Annotated in this window: 16 protein-coding genes; 7 read left to right on the top strand and 9 right to left on the bottom strand. The window is 61.7% G+C overall.

The genetic code is table 11. The annotated features are described in order from the left end of the window. The first annotated feature begins 16 nt into the window (after positions 1-16). From ABWV89_RS14335 to purT, 5 genes are all read left to right on the top strand, one after another. The gene (locus ABWV89_RS14335) at positions 17-493 is read left to right on the top strand and encodes a potassium channel family protein (RefSeq protein ID WP_353398088.1); all 477 of its coding nucleotides are present in this window, start codon (positions 17-19) and stop codon (positions 491-493) included. After that, positions 490-1407: a class I SAM-dependent methyltransferase gene (locus tag ABWV89_RS14340; protein WP_353398091.1), complete on the top strand. Its 918-nt coding sequence runs from the start codon at positions 490-492 to the stop codon at positions 1405-1407. Before ABWV89_RS14335 ends, ABWV89_RS14340 begins: the two co-directional genes overlap by 4 nt. A 240-nt stretch (positions 1408-1647) precedes the next feature. Further along, complete coding sequence (locus ABWV89_RS14345; protein ID WP_353398094.1) at positions 1648-1902, top strand: hypothetical protein; 255 nt, start codon at positions 1648-1650, stop codon at positions 1900-1902. Between the two features lie 201 nt (positions 1903-2103). After that, positions 2104-3015 carry an archaetidylserine decarboxylase gene (gene asd / locus ABWV89_RS14350; protein WP_353398096.1) on the top strand — a complete coding sequence of 304 codons (912 nt, stop codon included), beginning with the start codon at positions 2104-2106 and terminating at the stop codon, positions 3013-3015. Between the two features lie 66 nt (positions 3016-3081). Beyond that, a complete protein-coding gene (purT, locus tag ABWV89_RS14355; RefSeq protein WP_353398099.1) occupies positions 3082-4293 on the top strand; it encodes a formate-dependent phosphoribosylglycinamide formyltransferase in 1212 nt (403 codons plus the stop codon). 35 nt (positions 4294-4328) lie between these two features. Here the strand turns inward: purT and ABWV89_RS14360 are convergent, their stop codons facing one another. The 6 genes from ABWV89_RS14360 to ABWV89_RS14385 all read right to left on the bottom strand — a co-directional run bounded on the left by ABWV89_RS14360 (position 4329) and on the right by ABWV89_RS14385 (position 11865). After that, positions 4329-5534 (bottom strand): ABC transporter permease, encoded by a 1206-nt coding sequence (locus tag ABWV89_RS14360; protein WP_353398102.1) that lies wholly within the window; start codon positions 5532-5534, stop codon positions 4329-4331. A gap of 2 nt (positions 5535-5536) precedes the next feature. Next, on the bottom strand, positions 5537-6286 hold the full coding sequence (locus ABWV89_RS14365) for an ABC transporter ATP-binding protein (RefSeq protein ID WP_353398105.1): 750 nt from the start codon (positions 6284-6286) through the stop codon (positions 5537-5539). After that, the gene (locus tag ABWV89_RS14370) at positions 6283-7584 is read right to left on the bottom strand and encodes an efflux RND transporter periplasmic adaptor subunit (protein ID WP_353398108.1); all 1302 of its coding nucleotides are present in this window, start codon (positions 7582-7584) and stop codon (positions 6283-6285) included. The genes ABWV89_RS14365 and ABWV89_RS14370 overlap by 4 nt, the downstream gene beginning before the upstream one ends. Before the next feature lie 19 nt (positions 7585-7603). Then, on the bottom strand, positions 7604-9106 hold the full coding sequence (locus ABWV89_RS14375; protein ID WP_353398111.1) for an efflux transporter outer membrane subunit: 1503 nt from the start codon (positions 9104-9106) through the stop codon (positions 7604-7606). 82 nt (positions 9107-9188) lie between these two features. Then, positions 9189-10328: a mechanosensitive ion channel family protein gene (locus ABWV89_RS14380; protein WP_353398114.1), complete on the bottom strand. Its 1140-nt coding sequence runs from the start codon at positions 10326-10328 to the stop codon at positions 9189-9191. Between the two features lie 40 nt (positions 10329-10368). Next, entirely contained in the window at positions 10369-11865 is a 1497-nt protein-coding gene (locus ABWV89_RS14385; protein ID WP_353399266.1) for an AMP nucleosidase, read from the bottom strand. Between the two features lie 141 nt (positions 11866-12006). Between ABWV89_RS14385 and ABWV89_RS14390 the strand changes: the two genes are divergently transcribed. Then, positions 12007-13320: an MgtC/SapB family protein gene (locus tag ABWV89_RS14390; RefSeq protein ID WP_353398117.1), complete on the top strand. Its 1314-nt coding sequence runs from the start codon at positions 12007-12009 to the stop codon at positions 13318-13320. A gap of 22 nt (positions 13321-13342) precedes the next feature. Here the strand turns inward: ABWV89_RS14390 and gorA are convergent, their stop codons facing one another. The 3 genes from gorA to ABWV89_RS14405 all read right to left on the bottom strand — a co-directional run bounded on the left by gorA (position 13343) and on the right by ABWV89_RS14405 (position 16451). Next, the gene (gorA, locus tag ABWV89_RS14395; RefSeq protein ID WP_353398120.1) at positions 13343-14758 is read right to left on the bottom strand and encodes a glutathione-disulfide reductase; all 1416 of its coding nucleotides are present in this window, start codon (positions 14756-14758) and stop codon (positions 13343-13345) included. Between the two features lie 125 nt (positions 14759-14883). Continuing rightward, the gene (locus ABWV89_RS14400) at positions 14884-15429 is read right to left on the bottom strand and encodes a hemerythrin domain-containing protein (protein WP_353398122.1); all 546 of its coding nucleotides are present in this window, start codon (positions 15427-15429) and stop codon (positions 14884-14886) included. Positions 15430-15599: 170 nt separating this feature from the next. Continuing rightward, positions 15600-16451 (bottom strand): 3-hydroxybutyryl-CoA dehydrogenase, encoded by an 852-nt coding sequence (locus ABWV89_RS14405; protein WP_353398123.1) that lies wholly within the window; start codon positions 16449-16451, stop codon positions 15600-15602. Between the two features lie 341 nt (positions 16452-16792). On the opposite strand from ABWV89_RS14405, the gene ABWV89_RS14410 reads away from it, so the two are divergent. Next, the gene (locus ABWV89_RS14410) at positions 16793-18442 is read left to right on the top strand and encodes a GMC family oxidoreductase (protein WP_353398125.1); all 1650 of its coding nucleotides are present in this window, start codon (positions 16793-16795) and stop codon (positions 18440-18442) included. The last annotated feature ends 32 nt before the right edge of the window (positions 18443-18474 follow it).

The following is an 18474-nucleotide window of genomic DNA, read 5'->3' on the forward strand; positions in this document are numbered from 1 at the left end:
GTGCCAGAATGCAGGGATGAGTCGAGGCAATTTTCCCCGCTGGCACCTGGTTCGCCGTGGCCTCTGGTATTCGCTGGCGCTGGCGTTGGTCATTCTCCTGGCCGGTGGTGTGGGATTCCTGTGGCTGGAGCCGGGCATCACCACCATTGAAGACGGCCTGTGGCTGGCCTTCACGACAGCCGCGACGGTGGGCTATGGCGATCTGGTGCCACACACGCCAATGGGACGAGCGTTTTCAGTGGTGGTGGTCCTCCTGGGGCTGACGGTGTTGTCGCTGGTGACGGCATCACTGGCTGCGGTCTTCGTTGAACGCGAGGTGCAGCAGGACGAGCGCCTGGTCGAATTCGATTTGCTGGTGGAGATTCGTGCGTTGCGCAAGGAGGTCAAGGCCTTGCGGGAAGAGGTCGGTCAGGTCACTGGCCAGAACCAGGGCATCCGCGAAGACAATTACGATGCGCCACCTGAGCGTGGTCCACATTCCGAGCACCCATGAACCCCCAAAACAACAAGAGCCAGAAGAGCCAAAAGAGCCGCTCTGGCGGCCATGCCACCAAGAAGCCGCAGCCCTCGCTGCAGGATCAGTTGCCCGAACTGCGCGAGGGGCAGTCTATCGAGCTGCTCAAGGAACTGCACATCCTCACGCGTGATGGCCGGCTGAACCAGGACACGCGGCGCAAGCTCAAACAGGTCTACCACCTGGTGCAGTTCATCGAACCGTTGCTGCAGACGGTGCTGGACGACAAGGGTGACGTCAGCCTGGCCGACCATGGCGCTGGCAAGTCCTACCTTGGCTTCGTCCTCTATGACCTGTTCGTCCGGCCTCAGGGCAAGGGCTGGGTCTACGGCGTCGAGACGCGGCAGGAGCTGGTGGACAAGTCACGCGAGCTGGCACAGCGTCTGGGGTTTGATCGCATGCGGTTTCTGGCGACCACGGTGCAGGCGTCACTCACGCATGCTGATCTTCCCGAAACTTTCGATGTGGTCACGGCCTTGCACGCATGTGATACGGCCACCGATGATGCGATCGCATTTGGCCTGGCCAAGCAAGCGCGTTTCATGGTGCTGGTCCCTTGCTGCCAGGCCGAAGTGGCATCAGTGATGCGTCAGCACAAGGCGTTTCACCTCAAACGCACACCCTTGGCAGAGCTGTGGCGACACCCGCTGCATACCCGAGAGTTCGGCAGCCAGATCACCAACGTGATGCGGTGCCTGCAACTGGAGGCGCATGGTTACGAGGTAACAGTCACCGAGCTGGTGGGTTGGGAGCACTCGATGAAGAACGAGCTCATTCTGGCGCGCCACCAACCAGGCGCCCCTGAGGAAAAGCGTCGCCGGGCCAGAGAGCGGTTGGGTGAAATCATCGAAGAGGTCGGTCTGAGACCCCTGGCGGACAAGTTTCTGGCGTGAGCGCAACAAGGGTTTTTCTGTAACAAGGCCGAATCCCGGGGTTTGCGGCTTCAGGTGTGAACTGCATCACACCCGATAGCAGATATGGCGCGGAAATCCTGGGTTTCTCTCGCCTTGTCGGAAAACTTCCTACACGCAGCATGGCGCGACGCTGACTTAACGAAATGTGTCGAGAGGAATACAGTTTGTTTCATCGACAAACGCAATGTAGTCACCCACACAAACCGTCAGGACACCGCCATGAAAACCTTTCAATCCCGCCTGAATCCCTTCGTCCTCATGCTCGACCCAGAGGCTGTGATCAACGCCATGGAAGGTTCTACACGGTTGCGCCAGTTGCGCCAGCGCATCTGCCGTCCGCTGGACAAGCCCCTGATTCCCAAGCTGTTCGACACCGACCGCGAGTTTGACTCGGTGATCGACGAAGAAGAGTTCATGGACTCTGGTATCGACCTCTACGCAGAGGCTCAGCCAGCGATCCACACCCTGCACTGACATCACGCCTTCTGGCGTGGTGCTTGCACCCTGTCTCATGCCTTGTTGTACCCAAGGCTCTGACATCTCTCTCTCCTCTCTCTTTCGGCCTGACTGAACCGTCAGGCCGTTTTTTTTGCCGGCTCGGGTCCGGGACGCGCCCGCCGCCTACAATGTGGGGCAGATCTGTGTCCATGCGCGATTTTTGCGCTTCTCCCAGCCGTGTCCACACCTCTTTCCGTCAAACTGCAATACCTTTTGCCCAAGCAGGCGCTCACGGCACTGGCTGGACGGTTTGCGCGTGCGCAAGCCGGTGCACTGACACAGCTTGCCATCAGCCGGTTTGTTGAGCGCTACCAGGTGAACATGGCCGAAGCAGCCAACCCTGATCTGGCCAGCTACGCGACCTTCAACGAGTTTTTCACCCGCCCGCTGCGGGCTGACGCGCGGCCGCTGGCCGATGCGACATATGTTTGCCCTGTGGACGGCGCCATCAGCCAGTTCGGCCGGATCGACGGAGACCAGATCTTCCAGGCCAAGGGTCACCGCTACAGCACGCGGGCCCTGGTGGGGGGCGATGCAGCCCTTGCCAGTCAGTTTGACCGCGGGCATTTCGCCACCATTTATCTCAGTCCGCGCGACTACCACCGCATCCACATGCCTTGCGAAGGCCGACTGCGCCGCATGATCCATGTGCCGGGCGATCTTTTCTCAGTCAACCCTGCCACGGCAGAGGGCGTGCCGGGCCTGTTTGCGCGCAATGAGCGTGTGGTGTGTGTTTTTGACATCCCGATGCCCGGCACCGATGAAGTGCGCCCGTTTGTGCTGGTGCTGGTAGGGGCCACCATTGTCGGCAGCATGGCCACGGTCTGGCATGGCGTGGTCAATCCACCCCGTCCAGGGAACATTCGGGACTGGAACTATGAAGACAAGTCCCATGTGTATGACCGTGGCGAGGAAATGGGCTGCTTTCTTCTGGGCTCCACTGTGGTGATGCTCTGGCCGCAGGACATGATTGAATTCAACCCGGACTGGGCGCCTGCCCGACCTGTCCGGCTGGGTGAGGCGATGGGGCAAGCCGCGGGTACGTCTGCATGGAGCGACGGAACCGCAACGACCATTCTCACCGCCTGAATGGCGGGAACTGATACTCAACAAACGGCAGCGCGAGACACCGCCAGCGCCAAATGAAAGGCTGACATGACCATCACCCTCGGAACCCCTTTGTCCTCCTCCGGCACACGCGTCATGTTGCTCGGCGCAGGTGAGCTGGGCAAGGAGGTGCTGATCGCGCTTCAGCGTTTGGGCGTGGAGACCATTGCGGTGGACCGCTACGAGAATGCGCCTGGCCAGCAGGTTGCGCACCACGCACGCACCATCGCCATGAGTGACCCGGCGCAACTCAAGGCACTGATCGAGCAGGAGCGCCCCTTGATGGTGGTGCCGGAGATTGAAGCCATTGCCACACCCATGCTCCAGGAGTTGGAAGCGGCAGGGACAGTCAAGGTCATTCCCACGGCGCGAGCCACGCGACTGACGATGGACCGGGAAGGCATTCGCCGTCTGGCCGCCGAAACACTGGGCCTGCCGACCAGTCCATATCATTTCTGCGACTCGCTCGAAGAATTGCAGGCCGCCATCGACGGCGAGAAGGGTGTCGGCTATCCCTGTGTCGTCAAGCCAGTGATGAGCAGCTCCGGCAAAGGCCAGAGCAAGATTGATGGTCCTGAAGACGTGAAAAAGGCCTGGGACTACGCCATGGCCGGTGGCCGCGTGAGCCATGGTCGCGTCATCGTCGAAGGCTTTATCGATTTCGACTACGAAATCACCCAGCTCACTGTCCGTGCCGTGGGCGCCAACGGGGACATCGAAACGCATTTTTGTGATCCGATCGGTCATGTGCAACAAGGCGGTGACTACGTCGAGAGCTGGCAGCCCATGCCCATGCACCCGGCTGCGCTGGAAAAGTCGCGCGACATCGCCAAGGCCATCACTTCTGACCTCGGCGGGCAAGGCCTGTTCGGCGTTGAGCTGTTTGTCAAGGGTGAAGACGTCTGGTTCAGCGAGGTCAGCCCACGCCCGCACGACACCGGTCTGGTCACCCTCTGTACACAGCACCAGAGCGAGTTTGAGCTGCACGCGAGGGCCATTTTGGGCTTGCCGGTGGATACTTCACTGCGCAACCCCGGCGCCAGTGCTGTGATTTACGGTGGTGTGGAAGCCGAGGGCATTGTGTTCGACGGGGTTGACGAGGCTTTGCAGGTGCCTGGCACCGACATTCGCCTGTTTGGCAAGCCCGAGAGCTTCACCAAGCGCCGCATGGGCGTGGTGGTGGCCCGCGCAGACGACACCGACACCGCACGCGCCAATGCCAAGCTGGCTGCATCCAGGGTCAAACCGCGTACAGCCTGACTCTCGCGAGCAACAGGCAAGCGCCTCTTGCGGGGCTACTCGTGCCGCAGCGCGTCGATGGGGTCCATGCGCGCTGCGCGCCGTGCCGGAAAATAGCCAAACAACACCCCGATACCGGCTGAGAACACGAACGACAGGATGTTGACGCCCGGGCTGAAGATGTAGGGCACATCCATGACCTTGGCCAGGCCAATCGAGGCGCCTGTGGCCAGGACGATGCCGATGAGGCCGCCCATGGCCGCCAGCACCACGGCCTCGATCAGGAACTGCATCAACACTTCGCGCTCCAGTGCGCCAATGGCCAGACGCAAGCCGATTTCGCGGGTGCGCTCGGTCACGCTGACCAGCATGATGTTCATGATGCCAATGCCGCCGACGAGCAGGCTCACGGCCGCCACGGCGCCGAGCAGCATGGTCAGCACCTTGGTGGTACCGGAGAACGTGTCGGCCAGTTGCTTGGTGTCGAGCACATTGAAATTGTCTTCGTCGGCTGGCGAGAGCTTGCGCATCTCGCGCAGCAAGGCCGTCAGGTCCGACTTGACCCGCTCAGGGTCGCTGTCGTCGGCCATGGAGATTTGCAGGGTGTTGACCCAGGTGTTGCCGGTGATGCGCCGCTGCAAGGTCCGCAGGGGCATCAGCACCATATCGTCCTGGTCGCTACCGAACGCGCTTTGACCCTTGGCTCCGAGCAGGCCGATCACCTCGCAGCTCATCTTCTTGACCCGCAGTTGCTCGCCCACAGCAGGGACCGGTCCGTACAACTCTCGCTGAACGGTCTGGCCTATCAGGCACACAGCCGAACCTGCGCGCAACTCGTCGTCTGTGAATGAGCGGCCGTCACTGATCTCCCAGTTGCCTGTGGTCAGGTAGTCGTTGTTGCTGCCAACAATGATGCTTGACCAGTTCTTGCCGTTGGCCACCAAAGTGGAGGAGCTTCGGGCTTGTGGTGCGATTGCGGTGATGCCGGCCAGCTGCGAGCGGATGATGGCTGCATCGGTGTCTTTGAACGAGGGGGCGGTGGTGCCCGAGCCCGGCCCCATGCGCTGACCCGGGCGCACCATCAGCAGGTTGGTGCCGAGGCTGGCGATCTGGTTTTGAACCGATTGCGTGGCGCCATTGCCCAGGGTCACCATGGTGATCACTGCGCTGACCCCGATGACAATCCCGAGAATGGTCAGGAAGGATCGCAGCAGGTTGCGCCGGATGGAGCGCAATGCAAGCAGCAAGGTGTTGATCCACATGGTCAGTCCGCCTCCTGAACGGCAGGCGCTTGTGGCCTTGCGCGATTGGCGTTGGGGGCATCATTGGCCACCACGCCATCGACGAATCGAACCAGTCGGCTGGCGTATGCAGCCATGTCCGGCTCGTGCGTCACCATCAGCACGGTGATGCCTTGCTCGACGTTGAGGCGCCAAAGCAGTTCCATGATTTCCTCGCTGCGCTTGGTATCGAGGTTGCCCGTGGGCTCATCGGCGAGCAGCACTGCAGGTTCCGTGACGATGGCGCGCGCAATGGCGACGCGTTGCTGTTGACCGCCGGAAAGTTCCCCGGGTGTGTGATGCTCCCAGCCTTTGAGGCCGACGGCCTCAAGCGCCCCGGCGGCCATCTGCCTGCGTTTGGCGGCAGGCTCGCCCCGGTAGACCAGGGGCAGTTCCACGTTCTCTTGCGCGGAGGTTCGTGCCAGCAGATTGAATCCCTGGAACACAAAACCGAAGTACCGTCGGCGGACCCGGGCTCGCTCATCACGCGATAGCGACTCGACATGCACGCCCTGGAACAGGTATTGTCCGGAGGAGGGCGTGTCGAGCAGGCCGAGGGCATTCATGGCCGTGGATTTGCCCGAGCCGCTGGGCCCCATGATGGCCACGAACTCCCCTTGATGGATGTCCAGGTCGACGCCCTTGAGCGCCTGGAAGGCAGTGGCGCCTTCACCATAGACCTTGGTGATGCCACGAAGCTGTATCAGGGGTGTGGCCCCGGGCGGGTTGCTCATGATCCGTTGCTGCGTTGCTCGGTGATGACGGCCATGCCCGGCTGCAGTTCGCCACCCGTGATTTCGGTTTTGCGACCATCGCTGATGCCGGTGGTCACCTTGACCTGCTGAGGGGCGCCGTCGCGCAGAACCCAGAGAGTGCGCTCGCCGGGTGCCTGGGGCTGCTCCCCAGCCGTTTTGTTCGCGCTCCGCCGGGGAGGGCGTGGCATGAGCTTGCTCATGACACTCTCGCTCTCTCCTGCGGCCTTGTCGTTCACCTGGGAGGGCGCAAACCGCAGCGCGGTATTGGGCACCAGCAACGCATCAGCACGCTCTTTGGCCACAATGGTGGCACTGGCGGTCATGCCTGGTCGAAGACTCATGTCATCGTTGTTGACGGCCAGTGTCGTGACGTAGGTGACGACGTTGTCGGTAGTGGTAGAGCCGAAAGCGACGCGATCGATGGTGGCCGGATACTGGCGCGAGGGGTAGGCGCTGACGGTAAAGGTGGCACGCTGCCCGGTCTTGACGGACCCCACGTCGGCTTCATCGACGTTGACATCGAGCTGGAGCTTGGTCAGGTCCTCTGCCACAGTGAGCAAGGTCACGGCTTGCAACGAAGCGGCCACGGCGTTGCCCGGGTCGACTGAGCGCGCCAGGACGACACCGTCAATGGGAGATTTGATCGAGGCCTTGGACAGATTGGTTTCGTCGGTGGACAAGGCAGCGCGGGCCTTCTCCACCGCAGCCTGGGCGCTGGCTTCGGCCGCGGTGGCGCGGTCTGCGGCGGCGCGGGCACTGTCGAGTTCGGCTTCGGATGGCACCTTTCCGCCAGATAGCCTGGCCACTTCCTCATAGCGCGCCAATGTAGCTGCTGCCTCGGTGCGGGTGGCCGTGGCCTGCGCTTGCTGGGCAACGGCCGATGCCAGGGCCGCACGCGAGCTGTTGACTTGGTCTTTGAGTTTGGCGGTGTCGAGCACCACCAGTACCTGTCCGGCCTTGACCTCGTCATTCACGTCGACGAACACTTGCCGCACCGTGCCAGAGAGCTCGCTGCCGATGTTGACGGACCGGGTTGGCTGCAATGTGCCATTGGCCGCAACCGTGAGCGTGATCTTGCCCCGCTGTGCCTCCTGGGTCACATAGGCAGGCGCCGCCTTGCTTGCGGAGTTGGATCCCCACCAGGCGATACCCAGCGCCAGGAGTGCCAGGACCAGCAGACCGACCCAGAGGGAGCGCCGTTGCCACCAGCGGGGAGGGTGGTCGTCGCCCAGCAGGCCTTTCAGGTCGTTTGTGGTGGAAGTGTCTTGGGTGGCCATGGTGCTGATCAATGAAGCGTCACTGAGTTGGGGCTGTGGCAGGGGTGGTCGGTTCGGTGGGGTCCGGTTGCCATCCACCGCCAAGCGCCTTGTAGAGTTGAATGTGGCTGGTGGCGAGGCTGGCCTTCGCAGTGGCCACACTGTCCTGTGCCGAAAGCAGTGTTCTCTGGGTCTCCAGAACAGACTGGAAGTCGAGCAGTCCGCTGGTGTACTGCTGGCGAGCCAGCAGCTCTGCAGAGGCTGCTGCATCGCTGGACAGCGTCAACCGCTCCAGCCGAAGCCGGTTGCCATCAATCGCCGCCAGTGCGTCTTCCACTTCTTTCAGGGCAACCAGAACCGACTGCCGGTAGGCAGCGGCAGCGGAGACCTCGCCAGCGGACGCCACTTCAGCTTGTGCCTTCAGCACGCCGCCGTCCCACAGAGGGGCCGTCAGGCTGGCCAGCAAGCTGTTGACGATGCTGGCGCCTCCATCAGTGAGGCCGCGCAGCGTATTGGCGCCAAGACCGAGGGAGCCGCTGAGCCGGAAACTGGGGTAACGGGCAGCCTGCGCCTGGTCGGCACGAGCCGTGGCGGCCAGAACCTGATATTCCGCCGTCCGGATGTCCGGCCGTTGCCGCAGGGTATCGGCAGGAAAGGAAATGGTCAGGCTGGCAGAAGGCGCTGGAATGGCCACAGATGGATCGAATGCTGTGTCGAGCGCACCAGGCAACTGTCCTGTGAGGATCGACAGCGCGTGGCGGGCTTGCGTCAGGCTGGTCTGCAAGGCCGCCACCTGAGCATCGGTCTGTGCCACCGCGGCCTTGGCCTGCTCGCGTTCCAGCGAAGAGGCCAGACCTGCGTCTGTTCGCCAGGACGTGATCTGCGCTGTTTCGGTCTGGGTGCTCAGGTTGCGTTGTGCAATGCCCAGCCGTTGCTGGAGTGCACGGGCTTCGACATAGGCGATGGCCACTTCTGCAGCGAGCGAGACCTGCACATCGCCGAGCTGGGCTTCTGCCGCTTTCAGGTCGGCATCCGCTGCTGCGAGACCTTGTGCATTGACGCCAAAGACATCGGGCTCCCAACTGGCGTCGATGCTGGTGGAAAACCTGTCGGTGCTGGGGGTGTCGCCCGATTTGCTGCGCTGCCCACTCAATGATGCGCTGACGGAGGGTCCGAGTCCCGCTGACTGGGCCTGGCGCTGTGCGCGAGCCTGTCTGAGGTTGGCCTGGGCGATGGCGACGCTGGTGTTGTGTTTGAGAGCCTGCTCCACCAGTCGCTTGAGGAGGTCGTCTTCAAAGACTGACCACCACTGAGCGAGGGCGAGGGAGCGGGGTGTGCTCGTGGCACTGGCCTTGTCAGGAACTGGCTGGCTCCATGCTGTTGGCACTTCAGCGGTGGTCCAGGCCGTGATGTCGCGGTCAGAGGGGCTGGCACATGCAGCCAGCAGCGAGCAAGCGGCAGTGGCGACCGCTGTGCGCCAGCGTGTCTGAGCATGTGCAAGGGTGGCTGGCCGCAAGGGCTTGGACGGAAGTTCGTTGGTCACGATTCCATTGTGCGCCCCGACCGGGTGGCTTGGGTTTTCTGGGCGTGAAGCCCCGGTAAAGTTTCTTGTCAGTTGATCTGGGTCAAGCCTGCCGGGGCGCTGAATGAGCATCTTGAACGGGGGCGTTTTCACCCTCTTGCATCGATTCCTGCCCGGCGATGTGCAAAGTTTGTGTGGGGAAAGCGATCTCGGCGCCATGGCGCTCCACGATGTTTCCGATCTTGAGCAGCACATCCTGCTTGACGCGGTGGTACTCAACCCAGTTTCGCGTCTTGGTGAATGCGTAGATCATGATGTCGAGCGAGCTGGCGCCGAAATGGTTGAAATTGACGATCAACGTTTGCGTGTTGTCCATGTCCGGGTGGTCGTGGATCATGGATTTGACGTCCTTCACGACTGACTCCACCTGAGCGAAGTCGTCATAGCGCAGGCCAAGTGTTTCCTTGATACGCCGGTGGCTCATGCGCGACGGGTTCTCCACCACGATGCTGGTGAAGACCGCATTGGGGACGTAGATCGGGTTCTTGTTGAATGCCCTGATGCGTGTATGTCGCCAGCTGATGTACTCGACCGTGCCTTCGATGCTCTTGTCGGGTGACCGAATCCACTCGCCCACCTTGAATGGACGGTCCAGATAGATGGTCAGACCGCCAAAGAAGTTGGCCAGCAAGTCCTTGGCTGCCAGGCCGACTGCAATGCCGCCCACGCCACCAAGCGCCAGCAATGCGCCGATATTGAATCCGAGTGACTGTGCCACGGTGATGACTGCCAGCACCACGATGACAAGCCTCGCCAGCTTGCTCAGCGCGTACACGGTGGTGACGTCGAAATCACTGCTCTTGGCCTGTCCCTGGGTGATGATGTTGCGAGTCATGTGCCCGGAGAACTTCCAGCCAAACCAGGCAAATGCGATGATCAGGCCGACGGTGCGCACGGCGCCGACTTCTTCCATGAACTGCGGCTCGGGCCACTGGGCCTGCATGGCGCGCGCCATCCAGCCAGCCGCTATCAGCCAGATCACGAGGTGGACCGGTTTGCGTGCGCTTCCCACCAGAGCCTCGTCCCAAACGTTGGGGGACTGATTGGCCCATTTGTCGAGCTGGTTGAAGATCATCCGGGCCACCTGGCTGACGATCAGTGCCAGGACGAAGATGGTGATGACCATGGCGATCCAGGCTTCGACGCCAAAGGTGTCCGTGATCAGTTGCTTGAGTTGTTGCATGCCTTGATGGGTTGTGCTGACGTTGTCGGGATGAGGGTGCTCACTGGAATGCCACTTCGGCAAAACTGCGCAGCTTGCGGCTGTGCAACTGCTTGCTGCCGCCTTCGCGCAAGCGCTCGACAGCACGAATGCCGATGCGCAGGTGCTGGTCGACGCGTTCCCGGTAGAAATGGTTGGCCATGCCCGGCAGCTTGATCTCGCCGTGCAGTGGTTTGTCACTCACACAGAGCAAGGTGCCATAAGGCACGCGGAAGCGGAACCCGTTGGCGGCAATTGTGGCGCTTTCCATGTCCAGTGCGACTGCGCGACTTTGGCTGAAGCGGCGCTGAGGTTTGTTGTCCGGCAGCAGTTCCCAGTTGCGGTTGTCAGTGCTGGCCACGGTGCCTGTTCGCATGATGCGTTTGACCTGGTGCGGCGCGACGCCGGAAACCTCGGCCACGGCTGCCTCGAGTGCGAGCTGGATCTCTGCCAGCGCAGGAATGGGCACCCACAGCGGCAGGTCTTCGTCGAGCACGTGATCTTCTCGCACATAGGCATGCGCCAGCACATAGTCGCCCAATTGCTGAGTGGTGCGCAACCCGGCGCAGTGCCCCAGCATGAGCCATGCGTGTGGTCTCAGCACGGCGATGTGGTCGGTGATGGTCTTGGCATTGGCCGGGCCCACGCCGATGTTCACGAAGGTGATGCCGGAGCGGTCCTTGCGCACCAGATGATAGGCAGGCATCTGTGGCAGGCGAGGGAGGGCGGCACCCATGGCATCTTCCTTGGTCGGCGCAATGCCGACGCGCCGGGTCACAACGTTCCCCGGCTCGACAAAGGCGACGTACTCACTGTCCGGGTTGGCCATTTCGGCATGGCCAAGTTTGATGAATTCGTCGATGTAGAACTGGTAGTTGGTGAACAGCACGAAATTCTGGAACCACTCCGGAGCCGTGCCTGTGTAGTGGCGCAGGCGCTGCAGCGAATAGTCCACCCGTGGCGCCGTGAACAAGGCGAGGGGCTGAGGCTCCCCGGGGTTCGGCTCGAACGTTCCGTTGGCAATGCCGTCGTCCATGACTGTCAGGTCTGGCAGGTCGAAGATATCGCGCATCTGGGCGCGGCGGACCGCATCCATTTCGCCTTCCACATGATCGTGCTCGGCAAATGAAAAATGAATGGGAATGGGGCTGCTGCTCACGCCGACCTCCAGCTCTCCACCGTGGTTGACCAATAGCAGCCTCAGCTGGTCAAGGTAGTAGTCGGCATACAGGTCCGGCCGGGTGAGTGTGGTTTCGAACCGGCCAGGGCCAGACACGAACCCGTAGCTCAGGCGGGTCTTCATGCCTTCGTGCTGGCGCATGACGCTGCGAGAGTGGAGGCGAACGAAGGGATAGCAGGCACGGATACGCCTGCCGCTGAAATCCTCGCCCTCGACAAACCGCTTGAGGGTCTGCCTGAGGAAGTCGATGTGGGCCTTATAGAGGCGCTGGATCTGGGCCAGTGCGGCATCGGCGTCAGTGAAGAGAGCCGGTGGGGTGAATTCAGGTGTTTCGATCATGTTGGCATTGTGGCCGCAGTGGCAGTAGTCGGTGTTGAACAAGGTCAAGCGACCGGCCCGCATTTTCTGCCATGATGCAGAGATTCCCAGTACACCGGTGCCGCCCGAACGGGCGCTGTGCATCAAGCTTAGCCAATTTTCATGTCAGATGTTTTGAACTGGATGCCCGACGGGCACAGTCTTGATGTGGCCAATGCCGCGGCTGTGCTGGCCTGCGCGCTCGGTTGCGGTTTGCTGGTCGGCATCGAGCGGGAACGCCGGAAAGGGCAGGGGCCGTCACGGGCCTTTGCGGGCGTCAGGACATTTGCCCTGACCTGTGTCACGGGGGCTGCTGCGGCCCTGATGCCGGTGGCGGGCCTGATGATCGTTGGCGCCGCTTTTGTAGCAGGCATGGCGCTGGTGGCCTACTGGCGTGATCGCTCAGACGACCCGGGAGCCACTACGGAGCTGGCGCTGGTCCTGACCTACATGATCGGCGCGCTCAGTGCCTGGAGCATTCCCCTGGCGGCAGCGCTGGCCGTAGGCATGACAGCATTGCTGGCCGCCCGTCACCGTCTCCATGCGCTGGCCAGCCAGTGGCTCAGTGCAGGGGAGGTGCGCGACGGGATCATCCTGGCGGCGCTGGTGCTCATGGCGCTGCCTCTGGTGCCAAATCGGCCTTTCTGGGGCGACGTACTCAATCCCTACCGAATCGTGCAACTGCTGGCCTTGCTCCTCGCTGTGCAATCGCTGGCCCATTTTTGCCGGCGCCTGCTGCAGGCCCGCCATGCCGTGATCTTCTCGGCATTCGCTTCTGGCTTTGTCTCCAGTACGGCCACCATTGCCACCCTCGGGCTTTCGGTCCGCCAGGGGCAAGGTGATGCCCGGCTGATGGCTGGTGGCGGTTTGATCTCCTGTGTGGCGACACAAGTGCAACTGTTGCTGGTGGCCTCGGCGATGCAACCAGCCTGGCTCAGCGTGCTTTGGGTGCCCGCCCTTTCATCTGCTGTGGTGGCTGGCTTGCTTGGCTGGTGGATGGTGCGTGGTGCGCAAGCCGACGGATCAGATGCCGTCGTCTCTTCTCCCCGTATTGAAGGGCTGCCTTCTGCAGGCGACGACCGAATGTTCAGCTTGCGGGGGGCGGCGGCCGTGGCCGGTTTGCTGGCAGGCATGCAGGTGCTGGTACGGGTCATGGAGCAGTGGCTGGGTTCGTCCGGAGTGCTCGTGGGAACCTTGCTTGGCGCGCTGGTGGATTTGCACTCGACCATGGCCGCTACGTTTGCTGCTGGTCTGCCTGGCGATGAGGGCTTGACCACAGTGGCCGTGGTGGCCGGTCTGCTCATCCATGCGGGCAGCAAGAGCCTGACGGCCGGCCTGGTCGGTGGGCGTCGCTATCTGGCCTGGCTGGCGCCCGGTCTTTGGGGGCATACCATTTTGTGCGTCATGGTGCTGGCAGCCATCGTCTGGTGGGTCTGATCTGCTGCCGGCGAGACAGCCATCAGCTGCGCGTTGGCTCCCGCATGGTCACGAACTCTTCCGCTGCGGTGGGATGGATGCCAATGGTGGAGTCGAAGACAGCCTTGGTGGCTCCCGCACGCATGGCCACGGCAAAGCCCTGCACGATTTCTCCTGCGTCCTCACCCACCATGTGAAGGCCGACCACGCGGTCGGACGAGGCGTCCACGATCAGCTTCATCAAGGTGCGCTCCGTACTGCCTGACAAGGTGTGCTTGAGAGCGCGAAACTCGCTTCGGAAAACAGCGATGCTGGTGAACTTCTCTCTCGCTTCTTCTTCCGTATACCCGACGGTGCCAATGTTGGGATGGGTGAACACGGCGGTGGGAATGAAGTCGTAATCCATGCTGCGCGCTGCCTTGCCGGCAACCGGCCCAAACAGCTCGTCGACCACTACCATTGCTTCGCCCAGGGCCACCGGCGTGAGCTGTACCCGGTTGGTGACATCGCCGACGGCGTAGATGGACGGGACATTGGTCTGGTAGCGCTCGTTGACGATGACCTCCCCCTGGCCGCCCTGGTTGACGCCCACAGTGTCCAGACCCATGCCTTCCACATTGGGCCTGCGACCGGTGGCATAGAGCACGGCATCGGCATGAACCTTTGCTCCGCCCTCAAGCTCGACAACGTAGGCGGCATCAGCACCCGCGCCGGACTCAGTGACGCACACCACATCGGTTCCGAGCTGGATATCCACGCCGGACTTGGCGATCTCGGCCGACACAAAGTGCCGGATCTCGTCGTCAAAGCCTCGCAGAATCTGCTCGCCCCGATACAGCAGTGACACCTGAGACCCCAGGCCCTGAAAGATGCTGGCGAACTCGCAGGCGATGTACCCGCCACCCACCACGACCAGTTTTTGCGGAAAGGGGTGAAGGTCAAACATGTCGTCGGACGTGATGACGTGCTCTCTGCCCTGAAAGTGTGGAACAAACGGTGTGCCACCAGTGGCAATGAGAATGTTCCTGGCAGTGAACGACTGATGCCCCGGGTTGCCCTCCTGGCTCAGCGTGGCCAGCGTCACGGCATGTTCGCCATCGATGCGGGCAAAACCATTGAGCACGGTCACGCCGGCGCCGCGCAGCATCTGGTCGTAAACACCATTGAGGCGGCTGATCTCCTTGCCTCTTTGCTGCTTGAGTCTTTCCCAGTCAAGTGAAGGGGGCTGAAGCGACCATCCAAAGCCTGCCGCTTCGGCAAAGGCGTCGTGGTAGTGCGCCGCATAGCTGTAGAGCTTCTTGGGAATGCAGCCCACATTGACGCATGTGCCACCGAGGCCGTCGACACCAAGGGTCTCGGCCATGGCAACCCGCGCGCCACGCTGCGCAGCCATGCGCGCTGCGCGCACACCGCCGCTGCCGCCACCAATCACAAACAGGTCAAAGTCGAATTCGCGCATGGAGTCCTTTGGTGTTGAAATGTCCCGAAGCCTTGTCTTCGCATGGGTTTTCGGTTCATCTTAGCGCCGCTCGCACGCGCTTGCGGGGCAGCAGCATCATGCCCCCGCCGCCCGTCAGGGCGGATTCACTCGTCCTGCACTTCCTGTTGCCTGGATTGCTGGACGGCTCGCCGCTTGGCCATCTCGCGTCCCATGCCAACGGTGTCGATGCCTTCCAGCCGCTTCTTGGCTTCGGGATAGGCGATCGACTCTTCGAGCAAAAGGTGGTCGGCGTACAGCGCTTCAAACACATCGAGTGCATGACGCAACTCCATGGGGTCAAACCACAGATTGCCGCTGGTGGCCGCTTCCAGAGATGGTGCGATCTGGATCCAGTTTTCTTCCAGCCAGCCGTGGTCTTGCGTCAGGTGCTGTGCTGCCTGGACCACATTGGCATCTTCGCTGCCGAGCAGGGAAGGAAAGACGTGCTTTTCCTCGTCGAGGTGATGCTGACGGGCTTCGGTGTTGAAGAAATCGAGCACCTCGCGCGCCATTTCGCGTGTGGCCTGATTCAGACCGTCCGACTCAATGGCGTCGACCAAGGCATGAAGTTGTTTGATCTGGCGCTGAATTTCGCGGTGGGTGTCATCCAGGAACTCAAAGACGTCAATGGATACGGTGGCTGTATTCATTTCGCGCTCCTTCTACGCTGTCAGTTGAGTTCCATTATTCAAAGCATCGGGGGCCTCACTTTGATCTGGCGCAAACAAAAAGCCGGGCGTCCCTTTCGGTGCGCCCGGCAGCTGCCAGTCGATCTGGAGGATTTGAGTTTTAAGTCATTGAATTCAAATAACTTTTTCGATCAATACGTGTAGACGCCTCGGCCGGTCTTGCGACCCAGCCAGCCGGCCTCCACCATCTCGCGCAGCAGGGGGCAGGCGCGGTATTTGGAGTCGGCAAAGCCTTCGAAATACACGTCCATGACCGCCAGGCAAACATCCAGGCCTACCAGGTCAGCCAGGGCAAGCGGGCCGATGGGGTGGTTGCAGCCCAGCTTCATGCCCTCGTCGATTTCCTCTGGTGTGGCCAGGCCCTCAGCCAGCACGAAGAAGGCCTCGTTGATCATGGGAACCAGCAAGCGGTTGACGACAAACCCGGGAGCATTCTTGACCGTGATCGGGGTCTTGCCCAGATCCGTCGCCAACTGGCGCACGGCATCATGGGTGGCATCGCTGGTCTGCAGGCCGCGGATCAGTTCCACCAGCGCCATCATGGGCACGGGGTTGAAGAAATGCATGCCGATGAACCGGTCGGCGCGTTGCGTGCTGGCAGCGAGCTTGGTGATGGAGATGGAGCTCGTGTTGCTGGCCAGGATCACGTCGGGTGCCAGCATGTCGTCAAGCTGTTTGAGGATCTTGAGTTTGACCGGCTCGTTCTCTGTCGCGGCCTCGATGACGATGTCAGCCTGTTTGAAGGCCTCATAGCTGGTTGACGCCGTGATTCGAGCCAGTGCTGCCTCCTTGTCAGCCTCGCTGATCTTCTCTTTTTTGATCAGGCGGTCGAGGCTGCCGGAAATGGTCTTCATGGCCTTGTCGATCGCCTCCTGGGCGATATCGACCATGACCACTTTGAGGCCACTGGTGGCACACGCTTGCGCGATGCCGTTGCCCATGGTGCCTGAGCCGACAATGCCCACGGTTTGAATGACGCTCATCTCGGTGTTCTCCTGTTTTCGTGTTCGTATGAAAGATGGATGAATGGTTGGTTGGGTTGGGTGCCAAAGGAGCTGAAAAAGGCCAGCCCTTCTTTGCTCTCCATTTTGCCTTCTTGGTTGCCAGACGACGAGCCCATGCCGGCACCGGTATGGCAGACATGCCTGCCCGGTGTTGACGCAGATGCAATGCGCCTTCCTGTCGTCCTAGACGCGGCTGCCTACTGCGAGAGCAAGGCCTGTGCTACCTTGAAACCAAGGTGAGCGCTGGCCCATGACTGGCGGTAGTCCGGCAGGTATTGTCCTGCCAGCGCTTGACTCGCGAATGACAAAGTGGGGACATCATGTTTGACTACATCGTGGTCGGAGGAGGCTCTGCAGGCTGTGTGCTTGCGGGGCGCCTGAGCGAAGACCCGGCGATCAAGGTGGCGCTGCTGGAAGCAGGGCCTGCTGACAGCAGCGTGTTGGTGCACTGCCCTGCCGGTCTTGCGGTGATGGCCAGGACGGGGCAGGCCAACTGGGCTTACGAGACAGTGCCACAAGCGGGATTGAATGGGCGTCAGGGCTATCAGCCCCGAGGAAAGGTGCTGGGCGGCTCCAGCTCCATCAACGCCATGATCTACACCCGCGGCCATCGGCAGGATTACGACCAATGGGCTCGCGAGGGATGTCCGGGCTGGTCGTACGACGAGGTATTGCCCTATTTCAAGCGGGCAGAGCACAACGAGAGAGGGGGCAACGCGTGGCACGGCACCGGCGGGCCACTCAACGTGATGGACCTGCGCAGCCCCAATCCATTGCTCACGTCGTTCATGGCGGCCGGTGAGCAGGCGGGCCACCGTCTCAACGATGATTTCAATGGCCCGGAGCAGGAAGGAATCGGTGCCTATCAGGTGACCCACCGTAACGGAGAGCGCTTCAGCGCAGCCAAGGCATACTTGACGCCGCACCTGGGCAGACCCAACCTCACAGTGGTCACCAATGTCATGGTCACAAAGGTCATGACCGACTCCGGCGATGGAGAAGTGGCAGCCGCTGGTGTGATGTACCGTGCCGAAGGTGGGCGCGGTGAAGAGACGCAGATTCGTCTCAACCCGGGAGGCGAGGTGCTGCTCAGTGCTGGTGCCATCGGTTCGCCTCAGCTGCTGATGCTCTCTGGCCTGGGACCTGCAGACCACCTGAACGCACTGGGGATACCGTTGGTGCTGGATATGCCTGGCGTCGGAGGCAACCTGCACGATCATGTGGATGTGACCATGGTGGTCAATGCGCCGGCGCTCACGGATACGTTTGGCCTGTCCCTGACGGGCGTGCTCAAAGGAGCAAAGGGCGTGGCCGACTGGCACTCGCGGCGCGATGGCATGCTCACCACCAATTTTGCCGAGGCTGGCGGCTTCATCAAGAGCGCTCCGGGGGAACCCATTCCTGATTTGCAACTGCACCTCGTCGTGGGCAAGCTTGTGGATCATGGTCGCAAGACCGCGTTTGGACATGGCTACTCCTGCCATGTTTGTCTGCTAAGGCCGTTGAGCCGGGGGAGCGTGCGGCTGGCCAGCGCTGATCCAGGTGTGGCCCCTCTGATAGATCCGGCTTTTCTCTCAGACCCTGATGATGTGGCCCGCTTGGTGCTGGGCTTCAAGCGCGTGCGGGAAATCATGGGCCAGCAGGCGCTCACTCAATGGGGCGGGACGGAATCGGCCACTTCGGCGTGGGCAAACAGCGATGCTGAGATAGAGGCCTTTTTGCGCGACCATGCAGACACCATCTACCACCCTGTGGGCAGCTGCCGAATGGGATCGGATGCTGGTGCTGTGGTTTCGCCAAGGCTGAAGGTCTCGGGCATGTCGGGGCTGCGGGTGGTGGACGCGTCTGTCATGCCCAGCATCGTCGGGGGCAACACGAATGCCCCTGTGATCATGATGGCCGAGAAGGCAGTGGATATGATTCGGGAAGACCGCCTGGCGCTGGCAGGCCTGGCAGAAGCCAGTGCCTGATGCCCTTCCGGCGGGAAGAAGCACACTTTTCA

Source organism: Hydrogenophaga sp. 5NK40-0174 (assembly GCF_040372165.1).
Taxonomy (GTDB): Bacteria; Pseudomonadota; Gammaproteobacteria; order Burkholderiales; family Burkholderiaceae_C; genus Hydrogenophaga.